Raw genomic sequence first — 17,759 nt, 5'->3', positions numbered from 1 at the left:
TGTAAACTGTTAACAGTTTCTGTTATTATAATCAAAGTTTTTTAAATAGTAAATATATTTAGAAAGTTGATTAGTTATTTTAACCTAATCGAAAAGACTCTTAGGCTTCAACCCAAAAGTCTTAGTCATCTTTGGCCCTCTTCATATAATAGACGGCCAACTATTGTTTTTTATTGGTAAAAGAATTTTTTTTAACCAAATAAATAACACTTCCAACCAAAACAGCCGCAAAAAAATAGATCACTACTATTTTAAAAGTAATTGCTGTATGGTCCCCTTCACTGCTGCCAGCGTATGTACCATCAAATTCACCTTGGATAAATGATGATTTGCTTTCTTTTATTGCAATTGCTTCCTTCGTGTTTACACCCTTAATTTCATAATAATGTGTGCCTTTTGGGAACTCATTTGAGAAATTACCGCTATACGTGCCTTCCCGGTCTGAATACTTTGTGACCTCCCCTATTTTCTTACCGATGTTACTGAGTTCAATATGTGTGTTCGAAACAATATACGTGTTGTCATTATAGACCACTAAAGCATGAGACCATTTTGCCGAGGCAGTGTGAAGAAGAAAACTGCAGGAGATTAAACAAACGATAACGGAGCTTACTGTCTTTTTCAATGCCTTCTCCTCCCTGCATGATAAGGGGGTTTCATCCCTTTCCACACTCTATTTCTAATGAACTTAGTGGTAACATTGAAAATTCTGCCAAGCACCAAAAAGGGAGATACACGATAAAGATAAAACCGCCATTCTTTTCGAGCATCATCCATAAATGATCATCGTTTCGATCTCTTTGATGCTAGTAGTCATCCACCTCTTTATATTCCCTGCGAATATCGTTCATATCTTCCACTCCTGTTTAAGATAGTTAGAAACCTCTCTTCTCTCAATGAATTCGACACAATTACATTTTTTCCTTTTATTGGATATCACTTTAAGTATGGGTAATGATTGAATAAAATGATGAAAATCATAATCAAAGCAAAAGCCAAGCGATATATGGTTCCAGTCCCCTACCCGTATTGCATCTATGTATTGGCTAAAGTTTGATCTAATGTCCGGAAATCATGATTGCCAGAGTGATATTATAGATCCAGGGATGCAGCTGATGGAATAGTTATGAGCTGCTCGAAAAAGGTCCAAACTAAGTAAGCTCCCAAACTCAGAGTTTACTAAGTAAAATGATCTTATTCTATGATTTCCGAATAATTTTACATATCGAATTGTCTAATATGTAGATTTCTATGCATTCCATGAAGCAAAAGTTATAATATCTATATGAGCCTGATTCGGAAGGAAGAGAAATTGATGAAAAAAGATCATGAACTTTTTGAAAACATTAAAGAAAATTCCTCCAATATTAGTGATATATGGTTTAGTACCAGAAAAAATGCAACAGGTTCCATCTATTCAAAGGACGCAAACTCCTCCGTTGAGCAAGAGCTGAGGAAGCAGCACATATATACCATCGAAACGATTGCGAGCGGTTTTTTAGAGGATCAAAGTGTATTCGAAAAAAATATACGTGATTGGATTAAAATCGTAGTGTCCAGCAGGCTTAAATGGGATACACCTATTTATGAAGTATTGGAAGCATTAAGCAAAACCAAAAGAATCATTTGGGACTATGTAACTGAATATAGCGCAGAACATGATGAAATTGATAAACAGGATGTTTTAAGATGGACTGCGACTTATCACACGACCATCGATACATTGATTAATAAATTCGCAGAGCAGTATTATAAGGCGACAAGGGAAAAATTACAGGCTCAGCAGGAATTGATCGATGAAATCCACTCACCTGTCATCCCAGTTGTGGATGGTGTCGCAGTTTTGCCTTTAGTCGGTTTTATCGATGAAGTAAGAGCCAATTCTCTTTTAGAAACAATCCCGGTAAAATGCTCAAAAGCCAACGTCACCGCTCTTGTTATAGATGTATCAGGTGTAACCTATGTGGACTCATTAGTCTCTGAAAGAATGCTTCAATTAATATATGTACTGGAACTGCTGGGTATTGACTGCACCATTTCAGGCATCCGGCCGGAAGTAGCTCAAACATCTATTCAAATCGGACTGGATTTCAGCCGTCTAAAAACCTTCTTAGATCTCAAACAAGCATTAATGTTTTATGGCGTAGGGAAAAACAATTAATTGGATTCTTTCAGCAAAGGCTGGAAACAGCTCTAGTTATACTACTGCAAAGCCACTCCGTCCTTTAATAGCTTAATTAAAAAGCTGTGAAAGTTTAATGTTGATAGTTTATAAAAAAATAGAACTTCCAAGTATCAGGAAGTTCTATTTCGCATTATAGATTAAAGCTCTTTATTTGAATAATGTTTATTCTAAGACACCATCTTCAAGGAATGTGAGTGTTCCTTCATCAGCATTTAGAATCACTTCAATCCCAATTGGAAATACATGCGATGGGAAGATATGTCCAATGTCAAAATTTGAAAGTATAGGTATATTCGAATCACCTATTATTTCAATAAGTAATTCATTGAGTGAAAAAGGCGAACCTAAATCATTGAAATGGTCATGCTTCCCAATATATGAACTCATTTATTTCTTCTGCTCTTGCTTTAATTGAACCTGAACGATAAGATTGCATTTCCCTCGTACAAGAACCCTCTATAAGAGTAAATCCTAATTTCTCTAATTGAATTAATCCTCTTTGATATCTTTCCTTATATAGGACTGGTGCTGGAGACGATGGTGTAAAAATGCCAACTGTATCTCCTCTTTTCAACGATTTAGGTTTCAACACAGAATAACAGCCTTTCCACAACAGATTTTGTTTTATAAAATATCTTAATAGTCCATTTCCTGGTAAACAATACTGCCCGATAATTGAATAAGATCGTATGTTAAATCGCGAATGCAGTAGATTCGTTCTGTTGATTTTTTAATAAGGAATTGGAAAATTTTATGTTAAAATTATATCACAATATGCGAATGTACAAAAATTTGGATAGAGGTAATTTGATATGAAAAGATTAGTATTCTTTTTAATAGGAACGATTTTATTTTTAACGTCTCTGCCATTAAGCACAGAAATGATAATGGAACTCATTCATAATCAAAAAATGAATAAAGAGTATAAGATTACAAATGTAAGCAAAGGTGAACCCCCTACTAAATCTACATTTAATTTTAAAGACCATATTGTAGAGATTAAAGAAACAATAATAGATGACGAAAGTTATATAGACCCTTGGAGTAATAAAATTGGCATCGCAGATTTATCATTAAAATTAGATGGGAAGGAAATAGATACATTAAAAGGTTATCCTATAAGGATAGATGAAAAAGGTTTGAATAGATACTATGGAGAAATTGCATATTTAATCTTAGAAGATAAAAAAAATGATAAAACCCAATTCATTCTACTTTTGAAAAAAACAAGAGAATTAGAAAAAGAGATGCCAAACGGAGATATAGTCGGTGGGGTACCTTCAGAGAAATTGAAGTACACGCTATACACATTAGATGAAGATGGTAATTTCAAAAATAATTCTTTTAATTTCACCGAACGAGATGCTTTACAAACAGAACTTCTTAATGCTGGTGTAGTTGTTCCTTATTCAATTGGATATTACACTGACGCTTGGGAAGGTTATCCTACAATATTCACCCCCTTAATATTCCCATTTTTAACCTTGTTACTAGGATTAGTATTAATACTTGTTTTTTTTCCGATTAGAAAAGTAAAAAAATAAGAAATTACGAATCAGTATAAATTTCCTGATTTAGTGGTTGTTTTAGGTAAATTAGGTTAAAAAAATTATAACATCCAAAAACGCTCAGAATAAATCTGAGCGTTTTTGCTTGCCATTTACATTACTAATTTACTGGTGAAATATACGCTAATAAACTTGTTATTTACTTAGTTATTAGCAATTTTCTCCCCATCAACCGAATCCGTTAAGTAAATGCGGCTGTCCTCTACTACATCTGTGTTGATTTGAATGGGCGTGTTCTATAAAGTGCCACTATGGTACAATGTTCTTTGATTCTAACACATACTTGTTCCGTCCCGCTCCAGCTCCAGCTGCAGTCATGATAATGACGATTACCATTAGTACTAGGATGGATGGCGTCCATGAATGAGTCCGATCCAGCAAGAAACCAAGAAGAATCGGTCCGGCCGCTGCACAGAAATACCCAACGGACTGGGCCATGCCGGATAATTCAGCCGCTTGTACAGCATTTTCTGAACGAAGACCAATAAGAGCAAGCGCCAAACTAATGGTAGCCCCTTGGCTTAAGCCGATACATACAATAGATCCCATTACTAATACATGATGATGCCCGGCAAATAAGCCGAGAATCCCCAGGAAATACAAAACACCAATCCCTATGATAATACTAATCTGATTTTTTAAGCGGCTGGCCAAAAGGGGTGCGAGAAACGTTGTTGGCAGTGAAATGAACTGCATGAACGACAGCATCCAGCCGGATGTCGCAATACTTATTCCATGACTATGTAATATATCAGGAATCCAGGCAACGGTGCTGAAAAATATAAAAGATTGAAGGCCCATAAACAATGTGACTTGCCACGCAACCGCTGATCGCCAAATTGATGCATGAGGATGGGTCTGTCTTTTAACATGTTGGATTGAAGCATTCCTTTGCAGCTGGGGGATCCATATACACGCGGCGAGCATTGCTAATAAGCTCCAGCTCAACAATGCCTTTTGCCATCCTAACTGCATTCCTTGTGCAAGCGGAATACTGATCCCTGATCCAAAAGCGGCAAAGGTAGTCATGGAGGTTGAATAGATACTAGTCATCAACCCAACACGTTCAGGGAAGTTCTGCTTCACAATACTTGGAAGTAGAACATTTCCGATGGCAATCCCAACACCTAACAGAGCTGTGCCTATAAATAAGGTGAAGTTAAACCCGGCAGAACGGATGCATATACCAATAATCAGGATAATTAAACCGATAAACACCGACCGCTCATTTCCAAGGAGATACCCTATCTTCGGCGCTAGAAGGGACAGAACCGCAAAGGAAAGCAAAGGCAGTGTTGTAATTAAACCAGCGATTCCATTCGAAAGCCCCATATCCGCCCGAATCGAGCCTATAATCGGCCCTACTGCTGTAATGGCAGGACGCAAATTAAAAGCAATGAAAATAATCCCAGCAATCAGCAGAATTTGATTCCTGCGATATGACTTTGACCGCTGCTGCATATAAATCAACTCCATCTATGTATGTGCGAGTGGTTGAACTTTCTTTCATGACTAATTGTACACTTTGCTTATTCATTATTCTATAAGCCTCTTATCCTTACAGATTAATTCAGCAAATTCCTTCATTTATAAAAAAGTACCCTATAGAGTGATTCCCTCACTGTAAAGTTCTAACGAAGGCGACTTAGGAGGATCACGGTCCATGCCTTATTTATATCTTATACTAGCTATAGCAGGAGAACTGATTGGTTCTTATCTGTTAAAAGCATCTGAAGGGTTTTCAAGCTTTATCCGACAATCGGTTTAATTTCTATCTTTTCTAAGCTGTTTTTTACTAGAAAGCCTAGGTCTGGTTCCTTTTGCTTCTGTAAATACTGATGAATTCGTTCATCAAAATGAACCTACCTGTCTGCCTTGGCAGCTTCCTTATGAGAGACTGCCATAACAAAATCTATTCCGCACATGACTCTAACTCCCCTTGAACCTAGCATGGTACCAGCCCATCCTAACCTTCAATGTAAATAAACTAGTAGTCCAAGAATAAATACAACACTCCCGAATACAGCACTTGCCAGTTCCATATAAGCAATGGACCGTTTCATAATATATGTGACGGCCATGTTATAAAAGGTATGGACCGGAATCATCACAAGAACCATCCATGGATTCCAAGCAATGATTAAGGTGCTCCCAATATGGAATGCGCTCGCAAAAATCCGTTCGAATGCTCCCCAAAAGGGACTTCCGTCCATCTTCATTCCAGCAGCGCTTAACATTTCTTTTGCCTGCATGGATTTTTCATCTGTTTTGGCGGCCAGATTGTTCAATGCCAGCAGGTTTACGATGGCGAATACTACCTCGATGAACGCCCATCCCTGGCCTATAGAGAGAGTCTTCTGGATGGCCGATCCAGTTAAAACCAGGATGATAAGACGGACCGATTCTTCCAATATACCAGAGAAATAGATGATTCCTTTCGGCTGTTTTCCTCCCTGGATTTTCATTAAAACCAGGCTGATGGGTATTCGAAGTAAATAGGCGATCCACCAGCCCAATATCCCAAATCCAAACGAGCCCCAGTTCATCGGATAACCAGCCTTCCAGAATAACAGCCAGAATAAGATACTGACGAGCAGGTAAAGAGGACTCACTGCAATGGCTTTTTTCATACACGTCATCCTTTCTTAATTGCCATCCGGCATTACGATATTTGAAATGATCCTCTTGCGGCGTGATTCACTTGGTGTATTGGGGAGGGCAGATTCAATAGCCTGACGAATCGCCGTGACCATTTCAGTAAATTCTTGATCTGAGAGATACAGCGTGGCTTTTCGGTAACTGACACCGTCTTTGACCAAATCGAATTCTTCTTGGTGAAGATACCGGTCATAATCATCAACAAGGGAAGACACAAACATCATAAACATATGCATATGCTCGTCTCTTGACATCCTGCCTAGATCTTCCCGGGAAACTGCTGCGGGACTTTGCAAGGCAAGAACCTTCTCCAGAGTTCCCCTTACCTGCCGCTGTTCGACCACCATTACCAGTCCGCCCTCCAGAAGCTTGTTTATGTGGCGATAGAGGGTGGCCTGCGGAATGTCTGACAGATCGGTACTAATTTCTTGAACGGTCTTTTCTTTTCCCCCTAACAGGCACTGGACAATGCGGAACCTGACTGGATGAAGCATCAAATCGGCTTTGGATTCTCCTTTCAAAAACATCACCACTATTCTCTTTGTATAATCATTATCATTAGTAATTATATTTTCATTAATGATAATAGTCAACGAAATATTTCCATTCATTTACAAAATTCCCATTGATACCATTTTTGAGTAATTAAGAAATTCCTTTTTAATGAAAGAATCTTCATTGGTATACAAAAGAATAAAGACAGGGATTGAGTCCCTGTCTTTATTCTTTTAAATCCAGCCTGTTATGGAATATAGACCGATAATGAAGAATACAGCTATTGTTTTAATAATCGTAACAGCAAAAATATCACGGTAGGACTGCTTATGTGTCAGCCCGCAAACAGCCAGGAGTGTGATCACCGCTCCGTTATGCGGCAGGGAGTCCATGCCGCCGGAGGCCATGGCTATGACTCTGTGCATAACTTCCATGGGAATCCCTGAGCTCTGGGCGGCCTGGACATATTTCTCCCCCATCGCACTGAGGGCGATTCCCATTCCTCCGGATGCAGAACCGGTGATACCGGCAAGGACGTTGGTGGTGACCGCACCATTCATAAGCGGGCTTGAGAACGTATGGGAGATGCCGTCCCGGACAACCCCAAAGCCAGGAAGAGATGAAATGACTCCTCCAAATCCATATTCAGAGCCCGTATTCATTGCGGCAAGCAGAGCTCCTCCAATACCGGCGTTGAGTCCGGTTTTGAAATCCACTGCTACGCTTTTGAAGTTAAAGGCAATGGTCGTGATGATTCCGATGACCAGTGCGAGTTCAACGGACCAGACTCCAAGGACAGTCGGCAGCTCTACCTTCCCAAAAACATCTAAGCCAATCTTCGAAAAGTCGAACCCATTTGGGTACCATTTAGGAATATTAACGGTAAAGACCTTGTTCATCACCCCGACAAGTACAAGCGGCACAAATGCGAGAATTTGGCGGAGCGGGCTTTCCTTTTCTGAGGTAAAGGAAGGAGCAGGTTCGGATGGAATCGGCTCAGCAGCTGCCGCTATTTCTCCCCCAAATCCCAGATAGCCTTCCCCGGCTGCGGCAGCCTTGCGGCGGCGGGATTCAAGATAAACCATCCCTAAAGCAAAAACAAAAATGGCACCGATGATTCCAAGAACGGGAGCCGCATAGATGTCGGTCTTGAAATAAGAAGTCGGAATAACGTTTTGGATCTGCGGTGTACCCGGCATGGCATCCATCGTGAAAGAAAGCGCTCCCAAAGCAATCGTACCTGGAATCAGGCGTTTTGGAATCGAAGCCTCCTGGAAAAGCTTTGCTGCAAATGGATAAGCAGCGAATGCAACCACGAATAAGCTGACGCCGCTGTAGGTTAAGATTGCTGTCATGAGCACGATCGCAAGTATGGCACGCTTGGCCCCCACTGCCCGGACGATTGTTTTCGCAATCGAAGCGGCAAGCCCTGAGGTCTCGACGACCTTACCAAAAATCGCGCCCAGCAGGAAAACCGGGAAATAAAGCTTGATGAAGCCCACCATCTTTTCCATAAAGATGTTAGAAAAGAACGGCAGTACATGAGATGGATCCGTAAGCAATACGGCAAACAAGGCGCAGAGCGGAGCAAATAAAATAACGGAAAACCCTTTATAAGCAATGAACATTAAAAGTCCTAAGGCAAGCAAAATCACAACCAGTTCCATATCGTACCTCCTATCTGAGTATGCAAAAATTTGTTTAGCGGATTTCATTTATCCATTTCTAATAGCCAATTTCATGCTGGGGTGTAGGATTTTGGTCTTCATACGCTTGATGAAAGCACTATTTCCCCGGCAGGCGTTGGATTCTGGTCTTTATACTCTTTAGAGAAAAAGGGCGGCCAAACCGCCCTCTATGTGACAATCACTGATGCACCGATTCCTTCTTATACCGGCGGACCCTCAGGAGTGCCTGCTCGCGGTGTCCGGCAAAGTTCTCGAGATGGCAGAGGCGCTCGGCATATTCACCGATCATGGCGCTTGCTTCTGGTGTGCGGATTTCCTGGTAGGTGCAGGTTTTCAGGAATTTGCCTACCCACAGTCCGCCTGTGTAGCGTGAAGCTCCTTTTGTGGGAAGGGTGTGGTTGGTTCCGATGACTTTATCGCCATACGCCACATTGGTTTCCGGTCCTAAGAACAGCGCTCCGAAATTGGTCATGTTCTCAAGAAAGAAACGCGGATCCTCTGTCAAAATTTCCACATGCTCATAGGCCAGCTTGTCCGCCTCTGCCACTGCTTCCTCCAGGCTGTCCACCAGGATGATGCTGCCGTATTCGTTCCAGGCTGCGCGGGCCACGTCCGCTGTTTCGAGTGTCTCCAGCTGTCGTTCGATTTCCTTGACCGTTTCATTGGCCAGCTTTTCAGAGGTTGTGATCAGGGCGGCCGGAGAAGTCGGGCCATGCTCGGCTTGTCCTAAAAGATCCGTCGCCACAATCTCTGCATCCGAGGTCTCATCCGCAATCACCAATACCTCTGTAGGACCTGCCAGAAGATCGATGCCTACCCGGCCGAACAGCTGCCGCTTCGCTTCTGCCACAAAGGCATTGCCAGGTCCGACCAGCATATCGACTCCCTGAATCGTTTCGGTTCCGATCGCCATGGCTGCCATCGCCTGGACTCCGCCAAGAAGATAAATTTCATCCGCACCTGCCAGTGACATCGCGGCAACGGTTGCCGCTGGAATTTCCCCATTAATCGGCGGTGTGCACGCGATCACACGCTTCACGCCGGCCACTTTTGCGGTAAGGACACTCATGTGGGCGGAAGCGACCATCGGATATCTGCCGCCTGGGATATAGCAGCCCACACTGTTCACCGGGATATTTTTGTGTCCTAAAAAGACTCCCGGCAGAGTTTCGACTTCAATATCACGCAGTGCAGATTTCTGGGCCTCCGCGAATCTCCGGATCTGTGCCTGGGCAAACTCAATATCCTTGATGGTCTCCCCTGGAACCGTGCTGATGATCTCCTCGATCTGCTCCTGTGAAAGCTTAAAGCCTTCAGGGGACCACTTATCAAACCTTTCAGAATAATTACGTACTGCGGAATCGCCATTCTTCTCTATATCATCCAAAATGCTTTTTACGGTCTCTGTCACCTGTGCAGCCTGGACTGCCAGCTCTTCCTTGGTTTTGCCTGTTTTAAGAAATCTCGCCATCCTGAATTTCCTCCTCCATTATGTAAGCAGGGGCCGGCCAGACACCGGCCTCCGCTGCATTCTCTTAGTATCTGGCTGTCAGCATCTTTTTGCGGGTATAGAATTCCACGCCATCACGGCCATTCGCATGAAGGTCGCCATAGAAGGACTTCTTATAGCCGGAGAATGGGAAGAAAGCCATTGGTGCCGGTACGCCCATATTCACTCCCAGCATTCCTGCATCGATATCTTCACGGAATTGACGCACAGCTTTGGCACTGTCTGTGAAGAGGCAGGCGCCGTTCGCAAATTCAGATTCGTTGGCGATGCTGATTGCTTCACTCAAATCTTTTGCACGTACCACAGAAAGTACAGGAGCGAAAATTTCATCCTGCCAGATTTTCATGCCTAATTTTACGTTATCAAAGATGGTCGGCCCGACAAAGTATCCTTCTCCTGACACCGCTTCATCCTTGCGTCCGTCACGCAGCAGCTCGGCACCTTCAGATTCGCCGATTTCAATATATTTAACAGTACGCTCCTTATGGGCTTCACGGATGACCGGTCCAAGGAAGTTCCCTTTTTCCAGGCCGTTTCCGATCGTCATTTCTTCGCAGGCCGTCACCAGACGGTTCACAAGCTTATCTGCCACATCCCCGACAGCCACTACAACCGAGCAGGCCATGCAGCGCTCCCCTGCCGAGCCGAATGCTGCACCGACAATATTCGTAACCGTTAAATCAAGGTCTGCATCAGGAAGTACGATGGTATGATTTTTCGCACCAGCCAAGGCCTGTACGCGTTTTCCGTTGGCAGCAGCCGTTTTATACACATACTCAGCCACCGGCTGGGAGCCGACAAAGGATACGGCTTTAATATCCGGGTGATCGAGAATGCCATTCACCACATCGTGTGCGCCATGGACCAAATTCAATACGCCGTCAGGCAGTCCAGCTTCCTTGAACAGCTCCGCAAGGCGGTTGGCAAGGAGCGGAGTGCGCTCGGATGCTTTTAAAATGAAGGTATTTCCGCAGGCGATGGCAAGCGGGAACATCCAGCATGGTACCATCATCGGGAAGTTGAACGGTGTGATGCCGCCGACGACTCCGATTGGATAGCGGTACATGCCTGACTCAATGCCAGTTGCGATGTCCGGCAGCTGAGTTCCCATCATGAGGGTCGGTGCGCCTGCCGCAAATTCCACACACTCGATGCCGCGCTGCACTTCTCCATAAGCCTCATCATAATTCTTGCCGTTTTCCTTTGTGATCAGCTCGGCCAGCTCATCCCAGTGGTCGATTAAAAGCTGCTGGTAGCGGAATAAGATACGTGCTCTCTTTGGTACGGCAACTTTTTTCCAGGATTGAAAGGCTTTTTTGGCAGCCTCCACAGCCATTTCCAGATCCTCACGGGTTGAAATCGGCACCTGTGCAAGAATTTCCCCTGTTGCAGGATTCGGAACTCCCTCCGTCTTCTGGGATTTGGAAGAAACCCATTCTCCCCCAATAAAATTCTTTAGTACAACGGTTTCTACTGTTGATGTCATATCCAATCTCCCCTTTTCCTTTATTAGTTAGTGACGCCTTCAAACACCGAAAAATCATAGGTATAGCAGGTATGATAAAGCTCCATAATTTCCTCTGCGGACGGGACTCTTGGGTTATTCCCCGGACTTCCGCTGGCAAGGGCATCCTTCGCCATCTTGGAAACAGCTTCCTTAAATTTTCCACTGTCCAGTCCATAATCCTTCATATTCGGGATGTTCAGGTCCTGGCAGAGCTTTTTGATTTCGTTGACTGTCACATCAGCAAGCTCCTCATTGGACAGCGCTTTCAAATCAGGTCTCAAAATCTTCCCGATATCCGCAAGGCGGCCGGCAGCCTGTTCCTTCGTGAATTCGAGAACTGCCGGAAGGAGCATGGCATTTGAGATCCCGTGAGGAACATGGAACAACGCGCCGATCGGCCGGGACATTCCATGAACCAGGGTGACAGAAGCGTTCGTGAAGGCAAGCCCTGCCTGCATGGAGGCAAATGCCATCTTTTCTCTCGCTTCTTTGTCTTCTCCATTTATGTAGGCCGCCCGGAGATGCTGGACAATCAGCTCGATCGCTGAAAGGGCCAGCTGGTCGGTCAGCGGCTGGGCAAGTCTTGAGATATAGGCTTCCACTGCATGGCATAGAGCGTCCACACCCGTCGCTGCGGTCACCTTCGGCGGTGAGGAATACGTCAGGACCGGATCCACAATCGCCATCTTCGGAAGGAAGGCCGGATCCTTGATCATCATTTTGATATCCTCTTTGGTATTCGTGATGACGGTTACATTTGTGACCTCAGAGCCAGTTCCTGCCGTGGTCGGGATGGCAATCATCGGAATCGGCGATTTTTCAACCGGTCTTCTGCCTCCCATATACTCTCCGATATATCCTCCGTTCGCAGCGACAACCGATACCGCTTTTGCCGCATCCATACAGCTGCCGCCGCCAATGGCAATAATCACATCACAGCCATTCTCACGGCAGATCGTTAACGCCTCCTCGACATGTTCATCGGTCGGCTCAGAATTGACTTTCAAATATTCCACATGGGAAATGCCGCTTTGATCCAGAAGATCCTGGCATCTTTTCACATTTCCGATTTTCTCCATGATTTCATCGCTTACAATCAGCGCCTTATGTCCAAGCCTTGAAGCCTCTTCACCGAGTTTTGACAGTGAATCCTTTCCGTAAAACACGGCACCCGGCATACGAAATTCTGCATACCCTTTCAAAACTTTCGCCTCCTTTATCTGTACACCTACTATACTTGCAAGAACCGTGCCAACTTGAAAAAGGCGGAAAATAAGAGGTTTACAGAATCATAGTGTCCGATTCACCATACACAAGTGTATGGTTAGTGTATGGTTATCCAGACATTAATGTAGGTTATGCCTTTTTAATTTCTCATACAGAGTCGACCTCTGGATCCCCAGGAGCCTGGCAGCAGCCGCTTTGTTTCCGTTTGTCTCCTTCAACACCTGCAGGATGGCGTCTTTCTCTCGTTCAAGCACTTGATTTTTGACTTTTTTAAGAGGTGCTTCTTCCCTAATAAAAGCCGCGGCAGGCTCACTCTCTTTGAGAATTTTAAAATGTGATGGCAGCTCATCCTTGCTGATGACCGCTGTGTCCGAAAGACTTACCAGCATTTCCACCGTATTGACCAGCTCTCTCACATTTCCAGGCCAGGAGTAGGAAACCAGGGCCGCCAGGGCATCCTCTGAAAATTGCTTTTCTTTAACCCCGAAGCGCTGGCATACATGGTGGAGCTGATGGTGCAGGAGGAGAGGGATATCCTCTTTCCTTTCTCGGAGAGCAGGTAGCTCCAGGCGGATAATATTTAACCGGTAATACAAATCCTCCCGAAAGTCCCCTGTCTTCACCATGTCTTCAAGATGCCGGTTGGTCGCGGCCACAATCCGGACATCGACGGAATGCCTCGCGACTCCTCCCACCCGCTCCACTTCACGCTCCTGCAGGACACGCAAAATTTTCGACTGCATGACACGAGGCATATCCCCGACCTCATCGAGAAACAGAGTCCCTTTATGGGCAAGCTCAAATTTACCGGGCTTTCCGCCTTTTTTCGCTCCAGTAAACGCTCCCTCCTCATAGCCGAACAGCTCTGCCTCCAGCAGATGCTCAGGAATCGCCGCGCAGTTCACGCTGATAAAGGGCCCTTCACCATACGCGCTCGATTGATGGACAACCTTCGCAAACATTTCCTTTCCGGTCCCGCTGTCACCGGTGATCAAGATGGTCGATGGTGTGGCAGCCGCCTTTCTGGCCATGCGCTTCACATGCTGCAGCTTTTCGCTTCTGCCGATGATTTGATTAAATCCATTATCTGGCTGCTCCTGGGTTTCCTGCGCCAATAGGTTCTGCGTCACCTGGCGGGAAAGCTCCTGCATTCTTCCGAGTATATTGTAAAGCTCCGTCACTCCCTGGAAAATCAGCATGCCGATGGCCCCGATGACCTCGCCATTCCTTTTGATGGGAATACGGTGAACAACCATGTCCTGCCCCTGGATTCGCTGGATATATCCCTTCTCCGCGACACCTGTCTGAATCACATGATGCAGCCGGGTATTTTCAATAATGGAGGTAACATGCTGCCCGATCGCCTCTTCTCTCTTTTTCCCGACGAAACGGGCATAAGATTCATTAAATTCCCGGATGATTCCGTTTATATCAATGACCGCAATGCCTTCATAGGCCGTTTCCAGTATGGTATTCAGGATGGAGGCAGCATGCACGGTTTCATGCAATTCATCAATATGGGTGGAATAGGAACGCAAAATATCTGTCCTCGTTAGAATTCCTGCCAGTTTTCCCTCTTCATTTACGACCGGAAGGCGGCCGACTGGTACCGCAGAGGCATGCTTGATCGACTCGTTTTGCTGGATGGTGACCACCGATTTTGTCATCACCTCTGATACGAGGGAATCTGGTGATACCCCTTCCACAAAACATTTCATCAGCTTTGACTTGGTGATCAGTCCGACCACCCTTCTCTCACCATCTATGACCGGAAGCCCGTCAATCCGATGCTTCCCCATTAAATCTACAACATAACGCAGTGGCTCGTGCGGAAATACATAATGCGTGTCCGGCGTCATCCACTTCCATACTGGATCTGCGTTTTTGATTTCGTTTAACAGCTGGGATTTTTGCTCGTAATCGATCAACTGAATCGTCTCCTCACCAGTAAGCTGTTTTTATTCAACTATTCTCTTTATTCTAACATTTCCGCAGGCGGCCAAAAAGATTGGAGCTAAAACTTTGCGGTACTTGAACATTATTTTAGTTCAGATTAATTCCCCATAAACATTTATCCATAACAGGAAAAATGACACTTTTCCTTCTTATTTTAAGAGAGTATGATAGAAAGGATTTCTGTTTTTGTTTAGGAGGATTTATGGAAGGCAAAACACATATAGTGGGCGGAATCGCCGCTGGAGCGCTCTATCTATCAACAGGCGGAACAATCGAGAATGATACGATGTTTTTTGCGAGCTGCATTGCCGGCTCGCTCATACCGGACATCTGCTCGCCGACCTCAACGATCGGCAGAATGATCCCCCTGCTCGACAATCTAGTCAGCAAGGCGTTCGGCCACCGGACCATCACACACAGTCTGCTATTCTTAGTGGCTGCGTTTCTATTATTCAGATACACCCCTTGGCCCGCCGCCTTCGAATTCGGCATCTGGCTGGGAATGGCGAGTCATTTATTCCTGGATGCCCTTACGGTTAGAGGAATTCAATTCTTCTGGCCGTTCAAGATCCGGGTGGGGCTGCCTTTAGGAATCCGGACAGGCGGCAGCTTTGAGAAAGTGTTTTTCTCATTACTGATTATGCTTGTCGCTTATTGCGGGTATCATATGTACTTATAAAGAGAACCGTTTTACACACAAAGAGGCCAGGTGGAATACTTTCCGCTTGCTCCCTTTGTGTGTGTACTTTGTCCTTTTAGATACCAGCATAAAAAAAGAGCAGCCTAAGAGATCTGCTCTGGTGGTGATATATAGTATCTTATTCGTTACTCTCATTTTCTTTCATCCGTGTTCCTTTTCCCAGCTTAATCTTCACCACATCATCCAAATATTTCATCGTGTTGTATCCATAAATTTCTAGTTTTTTCGGAGTCACTTTTTGATTGTTGTCATTTTCTAACTTTATGCTTTGAACAGTCGTGAAATAACGGGGCTGCTCCATATCTTCATAGGATATGGGTAGTTTATTCGGATCATATTGCGCCCCTTTTTTATCCACATAAACTCCTTCCATATCTGTCTCCATTACATTAGCATTATCTTCAACATCATTTATAACATCGACTTGAAGCGAGTCATATTTTCGCTGCTTAATTTCATGATTGCTGATGATGATAGTGACAGCCTTTCCGGTTTCCTGTTTATCGATTGAGATCTTACTGCCTGCATATTCAACCGTTTGTGGATATGTTTTAAAAGCATCCAGTTCTATGGTTTTATTATTGTACACAGTTGAAGAAACAGATCCAAATTTTATCTTCAGCTCTTTTGGTCTTTCTCCAGGCAAAGGGTCGAAGCTTGCTTGAGAAGCATTTTCATTTATAGGATCTGCAAAAGAGAAACCATACAAATCCGGCTTTACTTTCTTTTTATCCACTTCCATATGGTCGAAGTTAAGAGAATCAATCTGCTTCTCATTGAGAGTATTAACCATCTCATAGTTCAGAATTGTGGTTGTCGGGGCAAGAATGAGTTTGTCAATCAGGACTGTAATTCCTTCAATGTTTCTTTTTTTATTCACTGCATATTCTATGGAAGGCTGCTTGGTTACCGGGATCGTAAAGTCCCATTTTCCCACTTTTGGCTTCAAATCCTCATACATTCTACTATCAAGTTGATTAGAAGAATTACGAGACAATTTCAGGAGCTTTGTGACCTGCAGTTTGATTGTCCCTTGATCTTTGGCAAGCGGCGGCAGACTTATCTTTCCATCGTACACGTTCTTTTCCTTAATATTTAGATCCCTTTTAAAATCAGGAGGATAGATTCTTGGACTGTCGTCACTTTTCATGATTTTATATCCATTTTCCACCCGAACTCCCTCATCAAAATTCAGCGCATATTGATGATCTTTTTTCGTATCTTCTATTTCATAATAAACAATCGTCTGAAAATCATCAGCGATTACACCCTTGATCTTAATGATGATGCCTTTGCTTTTTGCTTTAAGGTTCAGTCTTTCCCCAATGCCTTGTTGGAGAGAAGCCCGCAGTTCCGGATTATCTTCTGACCACTTATAGTATAAGAAAGAAAACGCACCTGTAAAATAGCCTGTTCCTATTAAGAATGCGAAAACACCTGTGATCAAAAGCCCTGCCTTTGTACGGTGCTTGTTTTTCCGCTGCTTCCCTCTTCCTCGTTCTATCAGCCTTTTCTTGATATTCTCTATAAATCCAGCTGGCACCAATATATGATCCACCCGATCCATAAGATACAGCATAACTTCTTGAAAGGAACCCAAATCCTCCTGGCAGCCGGGACAATGATAGATATGCTTTTCAAACTCAATCTTCTGCGGCCGGTCCATAGTCCGTTCTAAATAATGTATATAATCCTTTTGATACTCCCTGCAGCCATTAAAGGCGGCTCCTTCCCCCATTTCTTTATTAAGAGACTGTATGCCGGAAAAGGATAACTCCTTCATTTGTTCTGCGCATAACGAAAGAACCTGCGCCCCTTCCACCCTGGGAATTCCTCTTACATAAGTCAGGAGGAGCACTTCCTTCTCGGTCTCCTCCAAACGATTCAGAGCCTTAAGATAAGGATCATATTCAATTTCCTTTGAAACTCCTGGACTTCTACTCTGAGAAAGTTCACGGCAGATATGTATAAAGATGGAGGTAACCCACGTTTCAAATGATGTATGATTCTTAAACCGAGGCAGCTTCTTTTGTACTTTAAGAATCGCCTGGTAAAAAAGCTCTTCCACTTGCGGCTGATTGCCAAGATAGCACCAGCCCAGTGCATAGAAAGACGGATGCAGCTCAAGCCACTCCAAAATAGCATCCACGCCTTTTTGTCTCATGTCCAATATCGAAACAGAATCTGCTTTCGCTGGAATCATAAGGTTGGGTTCCCCCTTACTTATTTATCTCTTAAACAAGACTTAATATCTAATTAAAACTT

At 43.9% G+C, this 17,759-nt stretch carries 15 protein-coding genes; 3 read left to right on the top strand and 12 right to left on the bottom strand.

Annotated features, from left to right (window positions below; all coding sequences use genetic code 11):
- Window positions 1-160 precede the first annotated feature (160 nt).
- On the bottom strand, window positions 161-625 hold the full coding sequence (locus H539_RS31085) for a hypothetical protein (RefSeq protein ID WP_245602244.1): 465 nt from the start codon (window positions 623-625) through the stop codon (window positions 161-163).
- Window positions 626-1,315: 690 nt separating this feature from the next.
- Between H539_RS31085 and H539_RS0122785 the strand changes: the two genes are divergently transcribed.
- On the top strand, window positions 1,316-2,161 hold the full coding sequence (locus tag H539_RS0122785) for an STAS domain-containing protein (RefSeq protein WP_245602243.1): 846 nt from the start codon (window positions 1,316-1,318) through the stop codon (window positions 2,159-2,161).
- Between the two features lie 186 nt (window positions 2,162-2,347).
- Here the strand turns inward: H539_RS0122785 and H539_RS32930 are convergent, their stop codons facing one another.
- Together H539_RS32930 and H539_RS32925 are read right to left on the bottom strand one after the other, a co-directional pair.
- Window positions 2,348-2,572, bottom strand: coding sequence for a S66 peptidase family protein (locus tag H539_RS32930; protein WP_026695440.1), 225 nt, complete (start codon window positions 2,570-2,572; stop codon window positions 2,348-2,350).
- Window positions 2,547-2,777, bottom strand: a complete 231-nt coding sequence (locus H539_RS32925; RefSeq protein ID WP_245602242.1) for an LD-carboxypeptidase — start codon at window positions 2,775-2,777, stop codon at window positions 2,547-2,549. The genes H539_RS32930 and H539_RS32925 overlap by 26 nt, the downstream gene beginning before the upstream one ends.
- Window positions 2,778-2,997: 220 nt before the next feature.
- Here H539_RS32925 and H539_RS0122775 point away from each other — a divergent pair, with 220 nt between their 5' ends.
- Window positions 2,998-3,729 (top strand): hypothetical protein, encoded by a 732-nt coding sequence (locus H539_RS0122775; RefSeq protein WP_026695439.1) that lies wholly within the window; start codon window positions 2,998-3,000, stop codon window positions 3,727-3,729.
- A gap of 273 nt (window positions 3,730-4,002) precedes the next feature.
- On the opposite strand, the gene H539_RS0122770 is transcribed toward H539_RS0122775, so the two are convergent.
- From H539_RS0122770 to H539_RS0122730, 8 genes are all read right to left on the bottom strand, one after another.
- Complete coding sequence (locus H539_RS0122770) at window positions 4,003-5,214, bottom strand: CynX/NimT family MFS transporter (protein ID WP_035323821.1); 1,212 nt, start codon at window positions 5,212-5,214, stop codon at window positions 4,003-4,005.
- A 512-nt stretch (window positions 5,215-5,726) separates the two neighbouring features.
- On the bottom strand, window positions 5,727-6,383 hold the full coding sequence (locus H539_RS29470; RefSeq protein WP_051348749.1) for a hypothetical protein: 657 nt from the start codon (window positions 6,381-6,383) through the stop codon (window positions 5,727-5,729).
- Between the two features lie 15 nt (window positions 6,384-6,398).
- The gene (locus H539_RS0122755) at window positions 6,399-7,022 is read right to left on the bottom strand and encodes a helix-turn-helix domain-containing protein (protein ID WP_245602241.1); all 624 of its coding nucleotides are present in this window, start codon (window positions 7,020-7,022) and stop codon (window positions 6,399-6,401) included.
- Between the two features lie 117 nt (window positions 7,023-7,139).
- Window positions 7,140-8,573 carry a GntP family permease gene (locus tag H539_RS0122750; RefSeq protein ID WP_026695436.1) on the bottom strand — a complete coding sequence of 478 codons (1,434 nt, stop codon included), beginning with the start codon at window positions 8,571-8,573 and terminating at the stop codon, window positions 7,140-7,142.
- Window positions 8,574-8,772: 199 nt separating this feature from the next.
- The gene (hisD, locus tag H539_RS0122745) at window positions 8,773-10,065 is read right to left on the bottom strand and encodes a histidinol dehydrogenase (protein WP_026695435.1); all 1,293 of its coding nucleotides are present in this window, start codon (window positions 10,063-10,065) and stop codon (window positions 8,773-8,775) included.
- Window positions 10,066-10,129: 64 nt separating this feature from the next.
- On the bottom strand, window positions 10,130-11,590 hold the full coding sequence (locus H539_RS0122740) for a CoA-acylating methylmalonate-semialdehyde dehydrogenase (RefSeq protein ID WP_026695434.1): 1,461 nt from the start codon (window positions 11,588-11,590) through the stop codon (window positions 10,130-10,132).
- Window positions 11,591-11,613: 23 nt separating this feature from the next.
- A complete protein-coding gene (locus H539_RS0122735; protein ID WP_026695433.1) occupies window positions 11,614-12,813 on the bottom strand; it encodes an iron-containing alcohol dehydrogenase in 1,200 nt (399 codons plus the stop codon).
- A gap of 144 nt (window positions 12,814-12,957) precedes the next feature.
- Window positions 12,958-14,697, bottom strand: a complete 1,740-nt coding sequence (locus H539_RS0122730) for a sigma 54-interacting transcriptional regulator (protein WP_081416016.1) — start codon at window positions 14,695-14,697, stop codon at window positions 12,958-12,960.
- 299 nt (window positions 14,698-14,996) lie between these two features.
- Between H539_RS0122730 and H539_RS0122725 the strand changes: the two genes are divergently transcribed.
- Window positions 14,997-15,473 (top strand): metal-dependent hydrolase, encoded by a 477-nt coding sequence (locus tag H539_RS0122725; protein WP_026695431.1) that lies wholly within the window; start codon window positions 14,997-14,999, stop codon window positions 15,471-15,473.
- A gap of 139 nt (window positions 15,474-15,612) precedes the next feature.
- Here the strand turns inward: H539_RS0122725 and H539_RS29465 are convergent, their stop codons facing one another.
- Window positions 15,613-17,697: a DUF4179 domain-containing protein gene (locus tag H539_RS29465; protein WP_051348748.1), complete on the bottom strand. Its 2,085-nt coding sequence runs from the start codon at window positions 17,695-17,697 to the stop codon at window positions 15,613-15,615.
- Between the last annotated feature and the right edge of the window lie 62 nt (window positions 17,698-17,759).

This window comes from Peribacillus kribbensis DSM 17871 (assembly GCF_000430765.1).
In the GTDB taxonomy this organism is placed as follows: Bacteria; Bacillota; Bacilli; order Bacillales; family DSM-1321; genus Paraperibacillus; species Paraperibacillus kribbensis.
The sequence above is the reverse complement of the archived record's forward strand: the minus strand, read 5'-3'. Positions and strand labels throughout refer to the sequence as shown.

Coding starts and splice junctions, on each gene's coding strand:
- H539_RS0122785 (WP_245602243.1), top strand. CDS start 1,316: ATGAAAAAAGATCATGAACTTTTTGAAAACATTAAAGAAAATTCCTCC.
- H539_RS32930 (WP_026695440.1), bottom strand. CDS start 2,572: ATGAGTTCATATATTGGGAAGCATGACCATTTCAATGATTTAGGTTCG.
- H539_RS0122775 (WP_026695439.1), top strand. CDS start 2,998: ATGAAAAGATTAGTATTCTTTTTAATAGGAACGATTTTATTTTTAACG.
- H539_RS0122770 (WP_035323821.1), bottom strand. CDS start 5,214: ATGCAGCAGCGGTCAAAGTCATATCGCAGGAATCAAATTCTGCTGATT.
- H539_RS29470 (WP_051348749.1), bottom strand. CDS start 6,383: ATGAAAAAAGCCATTGCAGTGAGTCCTCTTTACCTGCTCGTCAGTATC.
- H539_RS0122755 (WP_245602241.1), bottom strand. CDS start 7,022: ATGAATGGAAATATTTCGTTGACTATTATCATTAATGAAAATATAATT.
- H539_RS0122750 (WP_026695436.1), bottom strand. CDS start 8,573: ATGGAACTGGTTGTGATTTTGCTTGCCTTAGGACTTTTAATGTTCATT.
- hisD (WP_026695435.1), bottom strand. CDS start 10,065: ATGGCGAGATTTCTTAAAACAGGCAAAACCAAGGAAGAGCTGGCAGTC.
- H539_RS0122740 (WP_026695434.1), bottom strand. CDS start 11,590: ATGACATCAACAGTAGAAACCGTTGTACTAAAGAATTTTATTGGGGGA.
- H539_RS0122730 (WP_081416016.1), bottom strand. CDS start 14,697: ATGACGCCGGACACGCATTATGTATTTCCGCACGAGCCACTGCGTTAT.
- H539_RS0122725 (WP_026695431.1), top strand. CDS start 14,997: ATGGAAGGCAAAACACATATAGTGGGCGGAATCGCCGCTGGAGCGCTC.
- H539_RS29465 (WP_051348748.1), bottom strand. CDS start 17,697: ATGATTCCAGCGAAAGCAGATTCTGTTTCGATATTGGACATGAGACAA.